Source organism: Ruegeria sp. R8_1 (assembly GCF_017743815.1).
Lineage (GTDB): Bacteria > Pseudomonadota > Alphaproteobacteria > Rhodobacterales > Rhodobacteraceae > Ruegeria > Ruegeria lacuscaerulensis_A.
Genome location: NZ_JAGHRL010000002.1, coordinates 481362 through 500720, shown reverse-complemented (window position 1 = coordinate 500720; position 19359 = coordinate 481362). Strand labels below are relative to the sequence as shown.

Below are 19359 nucleotides of genomic sequence, written 5' to 3'. Positions count from 1 at the left end.
CTAAATTTTATGTGAGGATCGTCTTTGGGGGGCATCATGTCCGGAACCGGAGTGCAGAAACTGGCCTACGCGGCCCTGGTGGTGCTGTTGTTTGGCGTTTGCACCGGCCTTCTGGGGGGCTTGTAGAAGCATGGCCAAACGCTATGGCGGAAAATACAGCCCACACGGTGAAGCCGACCCGACCGAACAGTCGTCGCGTGGTCAGTTCGACGGCGCCCGGGTAGAACCTGCTGGTGCCCGCGCCAACATTCTGTTCATCCCTCCCATACCATTGGTGTTTCTGTCGCTGAACGATGGCGCACTTGGCGTGACCATTGGCCTGATTGCAGCGGCGCTGCTGACCGGTGCGGCGTTTCTTCTGCGCGAGGGTCTGCGCGCCGAAGCGGCTTATAACGCTCGTCGAACGGCGCGACGGCCCGCCATTCCGCGCAAGATCTTTGCCAGTGTTCTCACGGGGCTTGGCACGGCGTTGGCGTCTTACAGAGTGGAATTTCTGGACGCAGCCGCGGCTTCAGACGCCGGTATCGCCGCGCCTGTTCTGTTTGGCCTAGCAGCCGCGACGCTGCATTCCGTGTCTTTCGGACTGGATCCGATGAAAGACAAGGGAATGGAGGGCATCGACACCTTTCAACAGGACCGCGTGGCCCGCGTGATCGAAGATGCCGAGACCCATCTGGCCGAGATGACGGATGCAATCAAGCGCGCAGGCGACCGACAGATCGAGGCGCGCGTTGAACGATTTCAGGACACGGCGCGCGAGTTATTTCGTACGGTCGAAGAGGACCCGCGCGATCTCGCGGGGGCGCGCAAATACCTGACCGTCTATTTGCAAGGTGCACGTGATGCGACCGTCAAATTCTCGGATGTCTATGCCCGCACGCGGGACGCACAAGCCCTTGCCGGTTACTCGGAATTGCTAGACGATTTGGAGCAGAATTTCGCGGCTCGAACCCGCAAGATGCTATTGGATGACCGCAGTGATCTGACGGTTGAAATTGACGTGTTGCGCGAACGGTTGCAGCGCGAAGGCGTCCGGTTGGACTGACCGGCCACTATTGCAAGAGAGGATTTCCCCATGTCCGACGAAATCAAGAATAAGGCGGTCGAAGCTGAGACGATGGTGCAGGAAGTTACTGCAGTTGCCCTTCCCGACCCCACCGCCGAGGTCATCTCGCTGGAGGATGCCGACGAGCCTGTCAGTGCCGAAATTCGCAAGCGGATGGACGAGATCGACATGGGCAACACCAACTCGATCGTCGCGTTCGGGTCTTCGGCACAAGCCGAACTGCAGGAAATAAGCCAAGCCATGTTGGCCGACGTACGCAACAAGGATGTTGGACCAGCCGGAGACAGCCTGCGCAACATCGTGACCACTATTCGCGGTTTCTCGGTCAGCGAGCTGGACGTACGGCGCGAACGAAGCTGGTGGGAAAAACTAATGGGCCGCGCGGCGCCATTTGCCAAGTTCACCGCGCAATACGAACAAGTACAGGGCCAGATAGACCGCATTACTGACGATTTGTTGGCGCATGAGCATACGCTGCTGAAAGACATCAAATCGCTGGATATGCTCTATGAAAAAACGCTGGGGTTTTACGACGAGCTGGCGCTTTATATCGCAGCGGGTGAGGAAAAGCTGACCGAACTGGACAGCCACGATATCCCCGAAAAAGAGGCCGCCGTTCAGGCCGCCCCCGAAGATGATCAGGTCATGAAAGCGCAGGAATTGCGCGACCTGCGCGCTGCGCGGGATGATTTGGAACGCCGAGTGCATGACCTGAAACTGACCCGACAGGTGACGATGCAGTCGCTGCCCTCAATCCGCTTGGTACAGGAAAACGACAAGTCGCTGGTGACCAAGATCAATTCGACATTGGTGAACACCGTACCGCTGTGGGAAACCCAACTGGCGCAGGCGGTTACTATCCAGCGCAGTGCCGAGGCTGCCTCGGCCGTGCGTGAGGCCAACGACCTGACAAATGAGTTGCTGACCTCGAACGCGGCCAATCTGCGGCAGTCGAACAAGATGATCCGCGAAGAGATGGAGCGCGGCGTGTTCGACATCGAAGCTGTAAAACAGGCCAATGCTGATCTGATCGGAACGATCAATGAAAGCCTTGCTATTGCCGATGAGGGCAAAGCCAAACGCGCCGCCGCCGAAGAAGAGCTTCAGAAGATGGAGGCCGAGCTGCGCGACACGCTGGCCGCTGCCAAGGCCCGCAAGGACGGCATCGGCGACAATTCCGGCACCGCTGTTCCGGGCTGATACGGTGGCAGGACTAAGGACACTCAGATATGCGTTGGGGTGCGTTGCGCTTTGGGCCTTGGCCAGTTGCGACGAAACCCTGACTGCGTCTGCAGTGCCTGAACCCCGCCCTGCGCCAGCAGCGCCTGCGCCCAACGCCTATACTGCGCCCTCAGCCGCCAGTCAGGATCTTGCCCGGTTTTACCAGCGGGTCGAACGCGATCTGGTCACGCGCGGCCTGCTGCGCACAGATGGCGGGGGCCCAGATACGCCCTACGACGCCAGCGACCTTGAGCGCAATTTCGACGTGATTGCGTTTTACAACGAGTATCCCGACCACGCCGTCACCGCGACGACGTACAGCACCGAGGGGCAACTCAGCCGCTGGACCACCCCGGTTCGTGTCCAAATTGAGTTTGCGCCCACCGTGGAACCACAGTTGCGCGAACAGGATACCGCTCAGGTCAACGCCTACACCGAAAGGTTAGCGAGACTTACCAGCCACCCGATCTCAGTCGTCACAAGAAAACCGAATTTTCATGTCTTTTTTGCAGGCAAAGACGACAGCGCATACGTGGTGTCACGCCTCAAGGAGCTCGCGCCCGGGATCAGCCAACCGGTTCTTGAACTGGTCGCAAACCCTCGGGCCAATATTGATTGCTTTGTAATTGCGTCCCCCACCAACCGGTCCCCGAACCAGTTCGTGCGGGCCGTGGTACTCATCCGAACGGAATTGCCGGACCTGCTGCGCCGCAGTTGCATCCATGAAGAAATGGCGCAGGGTCTTGGCCTGTCTAACGACAGTCCGGCTGCTCGGCCTTCGATCTTTAACGACGATGACGAGTTTGCTCTGCTGACCAGCCATGACGAGAAACTGCTTTCAATGCTTTACGATCCGCGCCTGCAACCGGGCGTGACGGCACAGGATGCCCGCCCCGTGGTGCGGATACTGGCACGTGAATTGATGGGCCAGCCGCTATAGGCCCAAGGATAAGGAGGCCCCAATGGGTATTTTCGATTTTCTGACCGGAGAATTCATCGACGTCATTCACTGGGTCGACGACACCCGTGACACAATGGTCTGGCGGTTCGAGCGTGAAGGCCATGCGATCAAATACGGTGCCAAGCTGACCGTGCGCGAAGGTCAGGCCGCCGTTTTTGTGCATGAGGGGCAGCTGGCAGATGTGTTCACGCCCGGCCTTTATATGCTTGAAACCAACAACATGCCGATCCTGACGACCCTGCAGCATTGGGATCACGGCTTTCAGTCTCCGTTCAAATCCGAGGTCTATTTCGTCAACACGACCCGGTTCAACGATCTGAAATGGGGCACCAAAAACCCAATCATGCTGCGCGATCCCGAATTTGGGCCAACCCGCATTCGGGCCTTTGGCACCTATACGGTGCGGGTGAAGGATGCCGCGAAGTTTCTGGTCGAGATCGTCGGCACCGATGGCGAATTCACCATGGATGAGATCAGTTTTCAGATCCGCAACATCATCGTGCAGGAATTCAGCCGCGTGATTGCGGGATCGGGCATTCCGGTTCTGGACATGGCGGCCAACACCGCCGATCTGGGCAAACTGATCGCGGCTGAGGTCTCGCCTGTGCTGGATGGGTATGGACTGGAGATGCCCGAGTTTTACATCGAGAACATCTCGCTGCCGCCTGCGGTCGAGGCGGCGCTGGATAAGCGCACATCCATGGGTCTGGCCGGTGATTTGGGCAAGTTCACCCAGTATTCTGCAGCCGAGGCGATGACCGCAGCCGCCAACAACCCCGGTCAGGGCGGTGGCATGGGGGCCGGTCTTGGTATGGGCATGGGAATGGCGATGGCGCAGCAGATGTCGAACATGGCAGCGGGTCAACCGAGCGGCCCGTGGGGCAGTTCCGCCCCCGCTGCCCCGCAAACAGCTGCACATGCGGCACCGCCGCCCCCGCCTCCGGTTGAGCATGTTTGGCATATCGCCGTCGACGGGCAGACCAGCGGGCCGTTTTCCAAGGCCAAGATGGGCCGAATGGCCGCTGAAGGAGAGCTAACCCGTGACACTCATGTCTGGACCGCAGGTCAAGACGGGTGGAAAAAGGCCGGCGAGGTGCAGGAACTGGCACAGCTGTTCACCATCCTGCCGCCCCCACCGCCGGGGGCGTAATCGGTGACCGACGTCAAGGCGGGGTCCCCGTATTCTCAGCGCGATCTGGGATGTGCGGTGAAACTGTCTGCGCTGTTGGGCTGGGTGGGCGTTATCGGCGTACCGCTGTTTGCGAGCCTGAGCCGTGAAGCTCTGGACATGGACTCTGTATTCCTTGTGTTTTGGTACGCGTTGTTTGGCCTGCCAATATCGCTTTTTATTTGCTGGCTGTTAGTCAAACCCTTTCTGCGCTTCATGATGCGCCGCCGGATCAGTTATATACGTGCGGCCATTTGGGGCGCAGGGATTGCGGTTAACCTCATCGCCATTCGGCTAGCCATCAGGTTCTTCAAAAGCTGGCGGATGTCACAGGATCCCAAAAGTACATCCAGCTATGGCGACGGGACCGGCACCATCTCGATCAACGGTGTCTACACCGACTATGGTTGGTGGGTATTTGCAAAGAACTCTCTGAATTTCGTCGCAATCTGTATCCTCTCGGCCTTGGTTGTTCGTTTGATAATTGGCCCCGGGAGCAGCGCCACGACCACAGAGGCCAAGCTATGACCGAAGAACACCGTTTCCCCTGTGACCAATGCGGCGCGGATTACCGTTTCAACCCGGGCGATGGTTCTTTGACCTGCGACCATTGCGGCCATTCGGAACCCATCGGCGCAGGCCCGTGGGGCGGGGCCAGCCTGAAAGAGCTGGATTTCGACAGCGCCATCGCCGACCGACTGCCAGATACCGAGATCGAGGAAACACGCGTTCTTTCGTGCCCCAATTGTGCGGCCCAGGTCGAATTCGATCCCAACACGCATGCCGCCGAGTGTCCGTTCTGCGCCACGCCCGTGGTGACGGATACCGGAGTCAACCGGCACATCAAACCGCGCGGCGTGCTGCCTTTTGCGCTGGATGAGCGGGCTGCGCATAAGGCGATGGGCGATTGGTTGGGCCGGCTGTGGTTTGCGCCCAACGGGCTCAAGGACTATGCCCGCAAGGGCCGGAAAATGCAGGGTATCTATGTGCCCTACTGGACCTTTGATGCCGACACCCAGTCCAGCTACCGAGGTGAGCGCGGCACGGTCTACTACGAAACCCGCACTGTCATGCGCGATGGAAAGCGGGTGCAGCAGCAAGTGCCCAAAGTGCGATGGTCGCCCAAATCCGGGCGGGTGGCGCGGTTCTTTGACGATGTGCTGGTGCTGGCCTCTCGGTCCTTGCCCAAAACCTATACCGACGCGCTGGAGCCTTGGGATCTTCCGGCGCTGGAACCCTATCAGCCCGAATATCTGGCCGGGTTCCGGGCCGAGGCGTACTCGGTCGAATTGAAGGATGGCTATACCGAGGCGCGCGGCCACATGGCCCGCGTGATCGAGCGGGACGTGCGCTTTGATATTGGCGGCGACCGTCAGCGCATACACGCGATTGATACCAATGTGCGGAATGTCACCTTCAAACACATCCTGTTGCCCGTCTGGATGGCCGCCTACAAGTATCGCGGTCAGACCTATCGGTTCGTGGTGAATGGCCGCACGGGACGGGTACAGGGCGAACGCCCATGGTCTGCTATCAAGATCACCATCGCCGTTGCGCTTGGTTTGCTGGTTGCTGCGGGGGTTGGCTATCTGATCGCGACCGGTCAGCAATAGACAGACACACAACCCGCCGGATAACTGCTTGAACATCCTTTGGTCAGACGCCATCCTGCGCGTCGTCAACGCCGAGGGGAGAGGCCAGTGTGACGCTATCCGAATTGAACAAGTTGCTGGACGAGCGCCATTCCTGCCGCGCTTTTCGCCCTGATCCGATTCCGAAAGACCAGATCGAGCAAATACTGACAAGCGCGGCACGTGTGCCAAGTTGGTGCAATGCACAGCCATGGGACGTTGTCGTTACCAGCGGTGCCCAAACCGACACCTTCCGAAAAGCGCTGCAAGAAGAGGCGACCACTGGCGCGCCTGCGCCTGATCTGCCCTTTCCGACGTCATATTCTGGCGTTTACAAGGACCGTCGCCGCGAATGTGGCTGGGCCTTATACGAAGCGGTGGGAGTTGAACGCGGAGACCGATCCGCCTCCGCAAAACAGATGATGCAGAACTTTACCCTTTTCGGTGCGCCTCATTGCGCGATTGTGTCCAGCCCGGCCGAGCTGGGCTCATATGGTGCAATGGATTGCGGCGGTTTTGTCACCGCCTTTACGCTGGCAGCGCAGGCTTTGGGCGTGGCGACTATCCCGCAGGCAGCCGTGGCCAGCTATGGCCCATTCCTGCACCGGTTTTTCAACATCCCTGACGACCGGCTGATCCTTTGCGCAATTTCCTTCGGCTATGCGGATTCAGAGCATCCGGCAAATAGGTTTCGTACAACACGCGCTGCACCAAGTGAATTTATCACCTGGGCCTATTAACCAAAGGAGCAGCACTTGCGGGCCGTTTTACAAAGAGTTTCCAAAGCCAAGGTCAGCGTAGATGGTTTTGTCGTTGGGCGGACCGGTCCCGGCCTGATGATTCTGGTTTGTGCCATGCAGGGCGATGACTTGAGTAAAGCCGAGCAGTTGGCGACCAAAATCGCAAAACTTCGAATTTTCAAGGACGACGCCGGCAAGATGAATCGGTCGGTTCTGGATATCGGGGGCTCGGCGCTTGTGATCAGCCAGTTCACGCTGGCGGCAGATACGACACGAGGAAACCGGCCCGGTTTCTCAGAAGCTGCCTCGCCTGATATTGGCAAGCACCTGTACGAAGAATTCGCGCGCTTTCTGGCCGCGCAAGGAATACCTGTCGAAACCGGGCAATTCGGTGCGGATATGGCCGTGGAACTGGTAAATGACGGGCCGGTCACAATCTGGGTGGAGAACTGATGAACCAAACGCAAAAGGCAATACGCATCTGGCAAGCAGGCGTGGATGCCGTTGGCGGCCACACCGCAACGCGGACAGCCCTTGGTGATATCCCAGCGCCCGACCAAATTCTGGCAGTGGGAAAACCTGCAGCGGCAATGGCCCTCGCCGCGCTTGAGCATTTCGGCCCGGTGCCAACCCTTGTCGTCACCAAGGACGATCACGGACGGGGCCTGCCTGATCATGTAACGGTGATCGAGGCGTCTCATCCTGTTCCTGACGCGCGCAGTCTGGACGGTGGGCGTGCGCTGCGACAAACCGTGGAAGGAATGGGAGCTTCGTCGCACCTGCTACTGCTCGTGTCAGGCGGCGCATCATCGCTGGCGGAAGATCTGGTACCAGGCCAGACGCTGGATGATCTTGAGCGATTGAACAAACGGCTTTTGTCCCAAGGGCTTGATATCACTGCGATGAATGTCGAACGTCGCAAGATATCCCGGATCAAGGGGGCCGGATTGCTGTCCCATTTCAAAGGGCGCAAGGCAACGGTTCTGGCGATCTCGGATGTGCCTGGGGATGATCTGAATGTCATCGGCTCGGGGATTGGAGCGCTTCCCTATACCCGTGATTTCGAGGCATCGGCACAGATTGTGGCCTCGAACGCCCACGCCCGTGCGGCCGCTGTCCGACAAGCCGAAATCGAAGGCGCAGCGGTATTTGCCGACGAAGAAGCTTTGCACGACGATTTTCTTGCCGTTGCAGCGACTCTCGGCCCACGCCTGCGCGACATGCCAAAGGGGGTCATGATCTTCGGAGGCGAACCGACGGTTGTTCTGCCGGACGATCCGGGACGCGGCGGACGCAATCAGGCGCTGGCGCTGGCATTGGCCAAGGAAATCGCTGGCGTCGAAGGGCTGACGGTGGTCGTAGGCGGCACTGACGGTACTGACGGTCCGACGCAGGCGGCAGGCGGTATTGTCAATGGATCCACTTGGGCAGACGGCGCAGAGCAAGCGCTGCAGAATGCCGACAGCGGCAGCTACCTTGAGCGTGCAGATGCTTTGTTGGTGACCGGCCCCACCGGGACAAACGTGATGGATTTGGTTGTCGCAATTCGCTCTTGATTTGACGATTTTTATCTCACCCGAAACGCACAAGACCACGAGACTGATCCGATGACTCATCTCTCCAATGCGCTGCGCGAGATCGAAGACCTGCCAGATATCGGTATTCACATGCCAGATGGGTGCCGCCTGTCTGCCCGCGTCTGGCGACCGGTGGATGCGCAGGACGATCCTGTCCCCGCCATTCTGGAGTTCCTGCCTTACCGCAAACGCGACGGCACCGCGACGCGCGATGCCCTGACACATCCTTGGTTCGCTAAGCGCGGTTACGCCTGCATTCGGGTCGATATGCGCGGCAATGGCGACAGCGAAGGGCTGATGGAGGACGAGTACACCCAGCAAGAGTTGGACGACGCCGTCTCGACGATCCGGTGGCTGGCCGACCAACCCTGGTGCACGGGTCAAGTTGGGATGATGGGGATCAGCTGGGGCGGTTTCAATTCGTTGCAGGTCGCTGCCATGCAGCCCGAGGCCCTAAAGGCGATCATCACCCTCTGCTCGACCGCGGACCGCTGTGCCGACGACATCCACTACAAGGGTGGTTGCCTGCTGAACGAAAACCTCGGCTGGGGGGCAACAATGTGGTCGTATTCGTCACGCGCTCCTGATCCGGCACTGCGCCCGAACTGGCGCGAACTATGGCTGGATCGACTGGAAAATGAACCATTCCTGCCGTCGGTCTGGCTGCGGCATCAGACTCGGGATGCCTATTGGCAGCACGGCTCGGTCTGCGAGGATTTCGGCGCTATCCGGGCCGCAACCCTCGCTGTCGGAGGATGGGGTGACGCCTACAAAAACACTGTTCCTCTGCTGGTCGAACAACTTGACGCCCCAGCCAAAGGGATCATGGGACCGTGGGTGCACAAGTACCCGCATTTCGCGATCCCCGAGCCCCGGATTGGCTTCCTGCAAGAGGCGCTGCGCTGGTGGGACCACTGGTTGAAAGGTGCGGATACCGGCGTGGATCAGGACCCCGACTATCGCGCTTATCTGATGGATGGGGTGCGACCGCAACGCTGGTACACCGAACGTCCCGGCCGCTGGATCGTTGAAGAAAAGGGCGCGACCTCGCACTTGCCTGTCCAGACGTTGGCGCTGACCAAGAACGGGTTGGGCGCGTCAGGCGCGCTGGACGCTCGCATCCGGTCACCGCAAAACTGCGGGATGGAAGGCGGCGAGTACTGTGCCATCTGGCTCGGTCCGGACATGCCCGGTGATCAGCGGGGGGATGACGCGTTGTCTGCTTGTTTCGACGGCGCAGTACTGTCCGATGATTTGGATATCGTTGGCGCGCCCCGACTACGGCTGCGCGTCAGCGCTGATAAACCACAAGCACAGATTGCCGTGCGTCTGAACCACGTGCACCCCGACGGTGCGTCGACGCGTATCACCTATGGGGTCCTTAATCTGTCACACCGAGACAGCCACGCGACCCCGTCTGCCCTGACACCCAACGTACCCTTCGAGATAGAACTGGACCTCGACCATATCGCGTACCGCGTTCCCAAAGGGCACCATTTGCGTGTCGCAATCTCAAGCGCTTACTGGCCGCTAATCTGGCCCTCGCCCGAGGCGACCGAGCTTCATATGACCAATGGTGAGATCGATATCCCTCTCCGCCCGTCATCCGGGGACGAATGGGTGTTCGAACCCGCCGACTCTGAAACCCCTCGCGATGTCGACACTCTGCGTGCAGACAGCAACAAACGTCGTGTAGAAACGGACATGAACACGGGCGAAACGCACTTGATCATCGAAGATGATTTTGGGTTGATCACAGATAAACACCACGGTCTGACACACGGGGGCACGGCCACTGAAAAATGGTCTATTCACCCCGAAGATCCGCTTTCAGCGCGCGGTCAATGTGTGTGGACACAGGAAATGCGCCGGGATGACATTCACCTGCGCACCGTGACCACTTGTGAAATGTGGTCGGATATCAACACCTTTTACCTGAAAGCCAAACTGATCGCCTATGAGGGCGAGACAGAGGTTTTTTCAAAGGAAACGGAGGATTCGATCCCGCGCGAACAGATGTGACTCGGTGCGGTATAAATGTATGACAATAAAACTTGCCCGGTGGGCAAAAATCAGCCAACTTTGACTCATGCGTCAATAAAAAGCCCGCGCAAGGGCTGAAATCCAATCAACTGGGAGATCTTTGGATGAACGAACAACTCACTCACATGACCAAACAGGTCACAGCCGGGAAACTGACCCGCCGCGAATTTATGGGAAAAGCGGCGGCATTGGGTGTTTCGGCAGCGATGGCCAGCACCATGTTTGCAGATGCAGCTCGCGCAGCGGGACCAAAAAAGGGCGGCGATCTTAAGCTGGGCCTTCAGGGCGGCGAATCCACCAACTCGCTTGACCCGGCAACCTATGCCAGCTCGGTTCCGTTTGCGAACGGCAAGCAGTTCGGTGACACGCTGGTCGAGGTCGCGCCCGATGGCTCGATCGAACCCCGCGTCGCCGAAAGCGTTGAAGGCAGCGCGGACGCTAAGGTTTGGACCTTCAAAATGCGTCAAGGCGTTGAATTCCACAACGGCAAGACCATGACCAGCGAAGATGTGCTGAAAACCATGGAGCGCCACTCGAACGAAGATTCCAAGTCCGGCGCTCTGGGCATCATGAAGGGCATCGAGTCCATGAAGGCCGATGGCGAGTATTTCCAGGTCACACTGACCGAAGCGAATGCCGACCTTCCCTATTTGCTGGCCGACTACCACCTGATCATCCAGCCAGACGGCGGCATGGACAACCCAGGCGCCGGTATCGGCACCGGCCCCTACCAGCTGGAGGTCGACGAGCCCGGCGTACGCCATGTTTTCAAGAAATTCGCCAACCACTGGAACAGTGAATTCGGCAACTTCGACAGCGTCGAAGTGGTTGTAATCAACGACGCAACCGCTCGTACAGCCGCATTGCAGTCGGGTCAGGTTCACGCGATCAACCGGGTCGAGCCCAAAGTGGCAGACCTGCTGGGCCGCGCCCCCAACCTGACCGTGCATTCAACAGCCGGTCGCGGGCACTATGTGTTCATCATGCATTGCGACACCGCACCGTTCGACAACAACGAACTGCGTCTGGCATTGAAATATGCGATCAACCGTCAGGAACTGGTCGACAAGGTCCTGCGTGGTTATGGCTCGATCGGGAACGACATGCCGATCAACGCGGCATATCCTCTGTTCGACGGCTCGATCCCACAGCGTGAATTCAGCATCGAAAAAGCCGCCGAGCACTATAAGAAGTCCGGTCATGACGGATCGCCCATCATCCTGCGCGTCGCAGATGGTGCCTTCCCGGGTGCCGTGGATGCCGCCGCTCTGTTCCAGCAAACCGCCGCTCAGGCCGGTATCCCGCTGGAAATCAAGCGTGAGCCCAACGATGGCTACTGGTCCGAAGTCTGGAACGTTCAGCCCTTCTGCGCCTCGTATTGGGGTGGCCGTCCGGTTCAGGATCAGATGTACGCGACCGCGTATCTGTCGACCGCTGACTGGAACGACACGCGGTTCAAGGTTGCCAGCTTTGACGAAATGTTGTTCCAGGCCCGTGCCGAGCTGGACAATGACAAGCGCAAGAACATCTACAGCCAGATGGGCCAGATGGTCCGCGACGAAGGCGGCCTGATCTGCCCGATGTTCAACGACTTTGTCGAAGGCGTCAGCAACCAGCTGGAAGGTTGGGAGACCGACCCGACCCAAGAGCTGATGAACGGCCAGATGTCTCGTAAGATGTGGTTCGCCTGATACGGATCACGGACGAATGCATCCTATTCTGAAACTGGTTTCCCAGCGCCTGGCGCTGGGACTCCTATTGCTGCTCGGCGCTTCGGCCCTGATTTTTGGCCTGACCGAAGCCCTTCCCGGAGACGCCGCGCAAGCCGTCCTGGGGCAGTCCGCAACCCCTGAAGCTCTGGCTAACCTACGCGAAGAAATGGGTCTGAACCGCCCTGCCCTGACCCGCTATTTCGAATGGCTGGGTGGCATTGTGCAAGGCGATCTGGGCCAATCCCTGACAAACAAGCTGGACATCGCCGAATCTGTTGGCGGCCGTCTGAACAACACTCTGTTCCTGGCGTTCTGGGCCGCGCTGGTTTCGGTTCCACTGGCCATTTTTCTGGGCCTGCTGGCAGTGCGCTACCGCAACCGGTGGCCGGACAAGCTGATTTCGGCTGTCACGCTGACCACAATCTCGATCCCGGAATTCCTGATCGGCTATGTGTTGGTCTATTTCGTTGCCGTAAAACTGGGCATGTTCTCGCCGCTGGCAATGATCAATGACAGCATGTCACTTGGGCAAAAGCTGAACTCGATCGCACTGCCCGTCATGGTGCTGACCATGGTTGTCTTGGCGCACATGATGCGTATGACGCGCGCCGCTATTCTGAACGTGATGCAGTCGGCCTATGTCGAAACGGCTGAACTGAAGGGTCTGACCAACTTTAAAATCATCTACCGCCACGCGCTGCCCAATGCAGTCGCGCCTATCGTCAATGTGGTGATGTTGAACCTGGCTTATCTGGTCGTCGGCGTTGTCGTGGTTGAGGTGGTGTTCGTCTATCCCGGCATGGGGCAGTACCTTGTGGACCACGTAACCAAACGAGATGTTCCCGTGGTTCTGGCCTGCGGCGTTATCTTTGCCGCGATCTATATCGGACTGAACATGGTTGCAGATATCGTTGCCATTCTGGCCAACCCAAGGCTGAGGCATCCGAAATGAAGAACATCCCTATCTCTGCAATGATCGGGCTGGCCTTTACAGCCCTCTACTTTCTGATTGCTCTGCTGGCTCCTTTGCTGGCCCCATATGGGATGGCCGAGGTCGTGGGCGATGTCTGGGAACCCTCCAGTTCGCAGTTCTGGCTTGGGACCGACAATATCGGGCGCGACCTTCTCAGCCGCATGATTTATGGCGGGCGGACCACGATCTTTATCGCAACGGCTGCGACGATCCTCAGCTTTGTGACCGGTTCGATCCTTGGATTTTTGGCCGCTGTTCTGGGGGGATGGGCCGATCAGGTCATGTCCCGAACAGTTGACCTGATCATGTCGATCCCGACGCTCATCAGCGCACTGGTGGTGCTGGCGATGGTGCCAGTGACCATTCCGGTTCTGATCATCGTCATGGGTCTGCTGGATTCCACCCGCGTCTATCGTCTGGCCCGCGCGGTCGCGGTAGATATCGCCGTAATGGACTATGTCGAGGCCGCCAAGCTGCGCGGTGAGGGGCAGTCGTGGATCATCTTCCGCGAAATCCTTCCTAACGCTCTGTCGCCGCTGGTGGCGGAACTGGGCTTGCGTTTCATCTTTGCGGTTCTGTTCGTCTCGACACTGTCCTTCTTGGGGCTGGGCGTTCAGCCGCCACTGGCCGATTGGGGCGGGATCGTGAAAGAAAACAAGGACGGCATCGTCTACGGCATCGGCGCGGCGCTTTACCCCGCTGTGGCTATCGCGACGCTAGCCATCTCGGTCAACCTTGTGGCTGACTGGGTCCTGAACCGAACCACATCGCTGAAAGGAGGCCGGGGATGAGTGATACCCTTCTCAAGGTCCGCGACCTCAAGATCGGCGCGACCGTCTATCCGCCGGGCGAAAAGCCCCATGACATCGAAATCGTGCACGGGGTCAGCTTTGACCTTGAACGCGGCAAGGTGCTGGGGCTGATCGGTGAATCCGGGGCTGGCAAGTCCACCATCGGTCTGGCCTCGATGGCCTATGGCCGGGGTGGCGTTGAGATCACCGGTGGGGAAGTCTGGGTCAACGGGCGTGATATCCTGAAGACGTCCTATGGCGATATCCGCAAGCTGCGCGGGGGTGAGGTGACGTATGTGTCTCAGTCCGCTGCGGCGTCCTTTAACCCCGCCAAAAAGATCATGGATCAGGTGGTTGAGGCTGCGGTTGAACAGAAAAAGTTCACCCGTAAAGAGGCCGAAGCCCGCGCGCGCGCGCTGTTCGCCAAGCTGGGTCTGCCCGACCCCGACAATATCGGCGAGCGCTATCCGCACCAGGTCTCGGGCGGTCAGCTGCAGCGCTGCATGACAGCGCTGGCCCTGTGCCCCGAGCCTGATCTGGTGGTTTTCGACGAGCCCACCACCGCGCTGGATGTGACCACGCAGATCGACGTTCTGATGGCCATCAAGGAAGCCATCGCCGATACCGGGGTTGCCGCGCTGTATATCACGCATGATCTGGCGGTCGTTGCGCAGGTCAGTGATGACATCATGGTCCTACGCATGGGCAATACGGTCGAATACGGCACCACCGACCAGATCATCAACAACCCGCAGGAAGAGTACACCAAGGCCCTGGTCTCGGTGCGTTCGATCGAACACGAGGAAAAGCAGCCCACACCTGAACCGGTGCTCAGCGTCGACGGCATCACCGCGCGTTACAAGGGGCTGAATTTCGACGTGCTGCATAACGTCAATGTTGAGCTGCATCCAGGGCAGACACTGGCGGTTGTGGGCGAGTCCGGCTCGGGCAAGTCCACGCTGGCGCGAGTCATCACTGGATTGTTGCCACCCCGCGATGGTGAGATCACATTTGCCGGGCGCAAGCTGTCGCCCGACCTCAAGGGCCGCACCCGCGAGGACCTGCGTGAGCTGCAGATGATCTACCAGATGGCCGACGTGGCTATGAACCCGCGTCAGACCGTGGGCACTATCATCGGCCGCCCGCTGGAGTTCTACTTCAACATGCGCGGCGCTGAAAAACGCAAGCGGATTGTGGAACTGCTGGACGAGATCGAGCTGGGCGAGAAGTTCATCGACCGCTATCCGGCAGAGCTGTCCGGCGGGCAGAAACAGCGTGTCTGTATCGCGCGGTCTTTGGCGGCCAAGCCCAAGATGATCATCTGTGATGAGGTCACCTCGGCGCTGGACCCGCTGGTGGCAGACGGCATCCTGAAGCTGCTTCTGGACCTGCAGAAGATTGAGGACGTGGCCTATCTGTTCATCACTCACGATCTGGCGACGGTCCGCGCAATCAGCGACAGTATTGCGGTGATGTATCAGGGCCGTGTGGTCCGCTACGGCCCGAAATCGCAGGTTCTGAGCCCGCCGTTCGACGACTATACCGACCTCCTGCTCAGCTCGGTGCCCGAAATGCATCTGGGCTGGCTGGAAGAGGTTGTCGCCCACCGCAAGATGGAGAGCGCCGGGAACTGATCCCACGAAAAACAATCATAAAATCCCGACGCTTGTCACAAACAGGTGTCGGGATTTTGCTATTTGGGGCGGGAACAAGCTGCCCCTGCCCTGCGAATCTCGTAGGGTCGCCGAAAGACCCCATGAAAAGGCCGAACCATGGACCGCAAACTTCTTCTCATCATCCTTGACGGTGTCCCTTGGCGTAATTTCCGCCGTCTGTTTGGCAACCTCGAAGGGTGGGTCGACAGCGGCGAGGCACGCGTGTGGAAACACCGCGCGGTGCTGCCGTCAATCTCGGCCAGTTGCTACGCTTCGATCCACACAGGTGTCTCACCGCAGGAACATGGCTGCACCGGCAATGGCAATGTCTTCCGCCTCGGCCACAAGGACGTGTTCAGCCAGGTACGCGAGGCCGGGGGTGTCACAGGTGCAGTCACTCATAGTTTTTGGTCGCAGTTCTTCAACCGCCATCCCTTCGACTACGTGCGCGACGTGGAATATGACGAACCCAACAGCAAGACGATCAACCACGGCCGGTTCCACACCATGACGGGCTACGGCAAAGCCAATCAGATGACGCCCTGCGACGTGGACCTGTTCGCCCAGCTCACCAATATGTGCCTGCGGTTCGGGCTTGATTACGGCATCCTGCACACTTGCACTCTGGACAGCATGGGGCACCGTTTTTTCCACGAAAGCGAAGAGATGGACCACGCTTGTTTTGTCATGGACGAGATGCTGGCCCCATTTATCCCCCGCTGGCGCCAGTTGGGGTACGAGGTGATCGTCACCGCCGACCACGGTCAGGACGACCGCGGCCACCACGGAGGGCGCAGTCCACTGCAACAGGAAACGGCGCTGTATTACTTCGGCGACGCGGAAGGCCCCGAGGCGGATACGGTCATAGACCAGCTTCAGTTGGCACCAACGATCCTGAAGAGGATGGGCGCATCGGTGGCCGAGACCATGAAGGCGCAACCCTTTCTAAAATGATCAGTCATAGGGCCAGATTTGCTGGCCCAGCGCTTCAATCGCGATCGAAATCCGCTCAAAACTATCTGCGGCACGTTTGACCGAGCTTCGTGCCCGCAGATAGCCATGCACCAGCCCCGCTTCGTTGATGCAATGTGCCTTCCCTCCGGCCTTTTTGATCCGTTCGCGATAGTCTGGCCCGTCATCCCGCAGTGGATCGCAATCCGCCGTCACAATCACCGTGGGCGGCAGCCCGGCGAAATCCGCATCCTGCAAAGGTGCGTAAGTCGGGTCATTTTGCGGAGGTGTGCCACCGCAACGCACCTTTTCGTAAAAGACTATGTCTTCCAACGTCAAAAGCGGCGCATGGGCATGTTCGATATATGACCCTTTGGAGCGGTCCCCGCCCAATCCCGGATAGATCAGAACCTGCCCCAGAATCCCATCCAGCCGACCCCGCGCGTGATGAGATACAGCGGCGACCAGATTGCCCCCGGCGCTGTCTCCGGCCAGCACAAGCGGGTCACCGAATTCACGCGCGGCCCATTGCACTGCGGTCCACGCATCCTGAAACTGCGCCGGATGCACATGTTCGGGGCAGAGCCGATAATCTACGGCAACAATTCGGTACCCGGTCTGCGCGCAAATTTCGGCGCAGACGTCATCGTGGCTGTCCAGTCCTCCGACAACAAACCCACCGCCATGCAGATAGACGACCGTCCGTGTCGGATCACCGGCAGTGTAAATGCGAACAGGCACACCTTCGGCGTGCCTGTCTTCTGTTTCAACGCCCGCCGGGCGCGGTTGGCGAAAGTCGCGGCACATGGCGTCATACACGTTGCGCTGATCCGCGATGGAAAGATCAACCGCATCATCTGGATAGCTTTCAGCGGTACGTCTTATGAACGCCCAGGTTTCTTCGTCGATCAGGCGTTCATAGTCCATGTCCCCTCCGCAGTCAGGCAGCCCATTCCCATGGCCGGGTGAACGATCCCAGCACTTTACTGACATCGTCGTCCGAGGAACCGTTCGCGTCAAGCTGTGCGACCAAACCGCGTTTTTTATCATCAAGCACCGAGACAACACGTGCCTCGACACCGGCTTTTTCCAGCGCACCGTTGTAGATACGGGTGATCGCCTGTTTGCGCAGTTCGGGTTTGAACACTTTTCCGACGGCGGTCTTGGGAAGCTCGTCCAAAATGGTCATGTGCTTGGGTTGTGCGGCGCGTTCGTGAACGTGAACGTCACAATACTCCATAAGTTCCTTTTCAGTGACCTTGGCCCCATCAACAAGTTCAACAAAGGCACACGGCACTTCGCCCGCATAGGCATCGGGCTGGCCAATGGCACCAGCGAATGCGACTGCCTCATGGCCCAGCAGGGCCTCTTCGATCTCGGCCGGGTCGATATTGTGACCTCCGCGAATGATCAGGTCTTTGGCCCGGCCCGTAATCCACAGGTATCCATCCTCGTCAAAGCGGCCCAGATCGCCTGTGCGCAGGTATTCGTCGAAATGGTAAAGATCTACGTTCTTGTCTGCTTCGGTATAGGTATTGCCAGCATAGACACCCGGGTTCGAAATACAGATCTCGCCGATCTCATTGGTAGCAGACTCGACCGGGCCGTCCGGGCTGTCGTTAAGGATTTTTACGTCCGTATAGGGGAACGGAATCCCGATTGAGCCGATCTTTTTCTCACCATCCGTCGGGTTACACGACACCAGACAGGTTGCCTCGGTCAGGCCATAACCTTCGATGATCGTGACGCCCGTGGCTTCTTCAAAGCGGCGGAACAGCTCGACCGGCAGCGGGGCCGAGCCCGAGAACGCAGTTTTCACGCTTGAGATATCGGCATCTACCGGGCGCTGCATCTTGGCAGCAATCGCCGTTGGGACAGTGATGATAAACGTCACCTTCCAACGCTCGATCAGCTTCCAGAAATTGTCGAACACACCATCGCCGCGATAGCCTTGCGGCGTCGGGAATACCACATGCGCACCCGACGACACTGCCGCCATCATGATCACATGTACGGCAAAGACGTGGAACATCGGAAGCGGGCACATAACAACGTCTTCGTCCGAGAACAGCAGCGTGTCACCAAGCCAGCCGTTATAGATCATGCCCGAGTACTTGTGCTGTGCCACTTTGGGCATACCCGTTGTACCACCGGTGTGGAAATAGCAGGCGACGCGGTCTTCCTTACTGTCTTCGAAAGTCAGAGTGGTCGGTTGTTTGGCAAGCTCTTTACTGAAGCTTTTGTAATCCGCATGCGCCAGATGTTCCTTGTCGCCCATCTTGGGACGCAGCAGAGGCACGATCCATGACTTGGGCGGGGTCAAATAGCGGTTCAGATCAATTTCGAGGATTGTGTTGACCTTGGGCGCATGCCGCACGGCCTCTTCAACCTTTTGGGCCACATCCGTCTTGGGGAAGGATTTCAGCGTGACAACAACCTTGGCACCGGTTTCACGCAGAATGGCTGCAATCTGTTCGGGTTCAAGCAAAGGGTTGATCGGGTTGACGATACCTGCAACCGCGCCACCCATCATGGTGATCAGCGTCTCGTTACAGTTGGGCAGGATATAGGCGACTACGTCCTTTTCCCCAACGCCCAACGACCGGAAGAGATTGGCGGCCTGATTGACCTTGCCCAGCAGGTCCGACCATGTCAGCGTCTCGGCCTTGTCTGTGGGACCAGAAAACAACTGAAAACTGATCGCATTGTTGTTCGGAAACTTGGTCGCGGTCCGCGACAGTAACTGGTGGAACGTGACCGGAACGTCCCGATCCTCCCACGGCATTTCCTGTTCAAGTTTCTTCTTATCGTCGATGCCAACAAACGACATGCGTCTCCTCCCGTTTTATATCGCAACCTGCGCGCGGATT

17 protein-coding genes are annotated in these 19359 nt (G+C 58.7%); 15 read left to right on the top strand and 2 right to left on the bottom strand.

Features of this window, described 5'->3' with window-relative positions:
* Positions 1–130 precede the first annotated feature (130 nt).
* From J7380_RS06530 to J7380_RS06460, 15 genes are all read left to right on the top strand, one after another.
* Complete coding sequence (locus J7380_RS06530) at positions 131–1045, top strand: 5-bromo-4-chloroindolyl phosphate hydrolysis family protein (RefSeq protein ID WP_209195003.1); 915 nt, start codon at positions 131–133, stop codon at positions 1043–1045.
* A 30-nt stretch (positions 1046–1075) separates the two neighbouring features.
* Positions 1076–2266 (top strand): toxic anion resistance protein, encoded by a 1191-nt coding sequence (locus J7380_RS06525; protein WP_209195002.1) that lies wholly within the window; start codon positions 1076–1078, stop codon positions 2264–2266.
* 4 nt (positions 2267–2270) lie between these two features.
* Complete coding sequence (locus tag J7380_RS06520; protein WP_209195001.1) at positions 2271–3227, top strand: DUF2927 domain-containing protein; 957 nt, start codon at positions 2271–2273, stop codon at positions 3225–3227.
* Positions 3228–3249: 22 nt separating this feature from the next.
* Complete coding sequence (locus J7380_RS06515; RefSeq protein WP_209195000.1) at positions 3250–4398, top strand: SPFH domain-containing protein; 1149 nt, start codon at positions 3250–3252, stop codon at positions 4396–4398.
* A gap of 3 nt (positions 4399–4401) precedes the next feature.
* Positions 4402–4944: a hypothetical protein gene (locus tag J7380_RS06510; protein WP_209194999.1), complete on the top strand. Its 543-nt coding sequence runs from the start codon at positions 4402–4404 to the stop codon at positions 4942–4944.
* A complete protein-coding gene (locus J7380_RS06505) occupies positions 4941–6029 on the top strand; it encodes a TFIIB-type zinc finger domain-containing protein (protein WP_209194998.1) in 1089 nt (362 codons plus the stop codon). Before J7380_RS06510 ends, J7380_RS06505 begins: the two co-directional genes overlap by 4 nt.
* 89 nt (positions 6030–6118) lie before the next feature.
* Positions 6119–6787: a nitroreductase gene (locus J7380_RS06500; RefSeq protein ID WP_209194997.1), complete on the top strand. Its 669-nt coding sequence runs from the start codon at positions 6119–6121 to the stop codon at positions 6785–6787.
* Between the two features lie 15 nt (positions 6788–6802).
* Complete coding sequence (gene dtd, locus J7380_RS06495) at positions 6803–7240, top strand: D-aminoacyl-tRNA deacylase (protein ID WP_209194996.1); 438 nt, start codon at positions 6803–6805, stop codon at positions 7238–7240.
* On the top strand, positions 7240–8343 hold the full coding sequence (locus J7380_RS06490) for a DUF4147 domain-containing protein (RefSeq protein WP_209194995.1): 1104 nt from the start codon (positions 7240–7242) through the stop codon (positions 8341–8343). The genes dtd and J7380_RS06490 overlap by 1 nt, the downstream gene beginning before the upstream one ends.
* A 51-nt stretch (positions 8344–8394) precedes the next feature.
* Positions 8395–10386 (top strand): CocE/NonD family hydrolase, encoded by a 1992-nt coding sequence (locus tag J7380_RS06485; protein WP_209194994.1) that lies wholly within the window; start codon positions 8395–8397, stop codon positions 10384–10386.
* Between the two features lie 125 nt (positions 10387–10511).
* Positions 10512–12098 carry an ABC transporter substrate-binding protein gene (locus tag J7380_RS06480; protein WP_209194993.1) on the top strand — a complete coding sequence of 529 codons (1587 nt, stop codon included), beginning with the start codon at positions 10512–10514 and terminating at the stop codon, positions 12096–12098.
* Between the two features lie 16 nt (positions 12099–12114).
* Positions 12115–13071: an ABC transporter permease gene (locus J7380_RS06475; protein WP_170352428.1), complete on the top strand. Its 957-nt coding sequence runs from the start codon at positions 12115–12117 to the stop codon at positions 13069–13071.
* Entirely contained in the window at positions 13068–13883 is an 816-nt protein-coding gene (locus J7380_RS06470; RefSeq protein ID WP_209194992.1) for an ABC transporter permease, read from the top strand. Before J7380_RS06475 ends, J7380_RS06470 begins: the two co-directional genes overlap by 4 nt.
* Complete coding sequence (locus tag J7380_RS06465; RefSeq protein ID WP_209194991.1) at positions 13880–15517, top strand: ABC transporter ATP-binding protein; 1638 nt, start codon at positions 13880–13882, stop codon at positions 15515–15517. Before J7380_RS06470 ends, J7380_RS06465 begins: the two co-directional genes overlap by 4 nt.
* A gap of 138 nt (positions 15518–15655) precedes the next feature.
* Positions 15656–16492 (top strand): alkaline phosphatase family protein, encoded by an 837-nt coding sequence (locus J7380_RS06460; protein WP_209194990.1) that lies wholly within the window; start codon positions 15656–15658, stop codon positions 16490–16492.
* On the opposite strand, the gene J7380_RS06455 is transcribed toward J7380_RS06460, so the two are convergent.
* Together J7380_RS06455 and J7380_RS06450 are read right to left on the bottom strand one after the other, a co-directional pair.
* Positions 16493–17416: an alpha/beta hydrolase gene (locus J7380_RS06455; RefSeq protein ID WP_209194989.1), complete on the bottom strand. Its 924-nt coding sequence runs from the start codon at positions 17414–17416 to the stop codon at positions 16493–16495.
* A 13-nt stretch (positions 17417–17429) separates the two neighbouring features.
* A complete protein-coding gene (locus tag J7380_RS06450; protein WP_209194988.1) occupies positions 17430–19319 on the bottom strand; it encodes an acyl-CoA synthetase in 1890 nt (629 codons plus the stop codon).
* Between the last annotated feature and the right edge of the window lie 40 nt (positions 19320–19359).

What these genes read in the sequence shown, in the direction of transcription:
- J7380_RS06485 (WP_209194994.1), top strand. Translation starts at nt 8,395, where the DNA reads ATGACTCATCTCTCCAATGCGCTGCGCGAGATCGAAGACCTGCCAGAT.
- J7380_RS06465 (WP_209194991.1), top strand. Translation starts at nt 13,880, where the DNA reads ATGAGTGATACCCTTCTCAAGGTCCGCGACCTCAAGATCGGCGCGACC.
- J7380_RS06455 (WP_209194989.1), bottom strand. Translation starts at nt 17,416, where the DNA reads ATGGACTATGAACGCCTGATCGACGAAGAAACCTGGGCGTTCATAAGA.
- J7380_RS06515 (WP_209195000.1), top strand. Translation starts at nt 3,250, where the DNA reads ATGGGTATTTTCGATTTTCTGACCGGAGAATTCATCGACGTCATTCAC.
- J7380_RS06525 (WP_209195002.1), top strand. Translation starts at nt 1,076, where the DNA reads ATGTCCGACGAAATCAAGAATAAGGCGGTCGAAGCTGAGACGATGGTG.
- J7380_RS06450 (WP_209194988.1), bottom strand. Translation starts at nt 19,319, where the DNA reads ATGTCGTTTGTTGGCATCGACGATAAGAAGAAACTTGAACAGGAAATG.
- J7380_RS06505 (WP_209194998.1), top strand. Translation starts at nt 4,941, where the DNA reads ATGACCGAAGAACACCGTTTCCCCTGTGACCAATGCGGCGCGGATTAC.
- J7380_RS06470 (WP_209194992.1), top strand. Translation starts at nt 13,068, where the DNA reads ATGAAGAACATCCCTATCTCTGCAATGATCGGGCTGGCCTTTACAGCC.
- J7380_RS06490 (WP_209194995.1), top strand. Translation starts at nt 7,240, where the DNA reads ATGAACCAAACGCAAAAGGCAATACGCATCTGGCAAGCAGGCGTGGAT.
- J7380_RS06530 (WP_209195003.1), top strand. Translation starts at nt 131, where the DNA reads ATGGCCAAACGCTATGGCGGAAAATACAGCCCACACGGTGAAGCCGAC.
- J7380_RS06475 (WP_170352428.1), top strand. Translation starts at nt 12,115, where the DNA reads ATGCATCCTATTCTGAAACTGGTTTCCCAGCGCCTGGCGCTGGGACTC.
- J7380_RS06480 (WP_209194993.1), top strand. Translation starts at nt 10,512, where the DNA reads ATGAACGAACAACTCACTCACATGACCAAACAGGTCACAGCCGGGAAA.
- J7380_RS06460 (WP_209194990.1), top strand. Translation starts at nt 15,656, where the DNA reads ATGGACCGCAAACTTCTTCTCATCATCCTTGACGGTGTCCCTTGGCGT.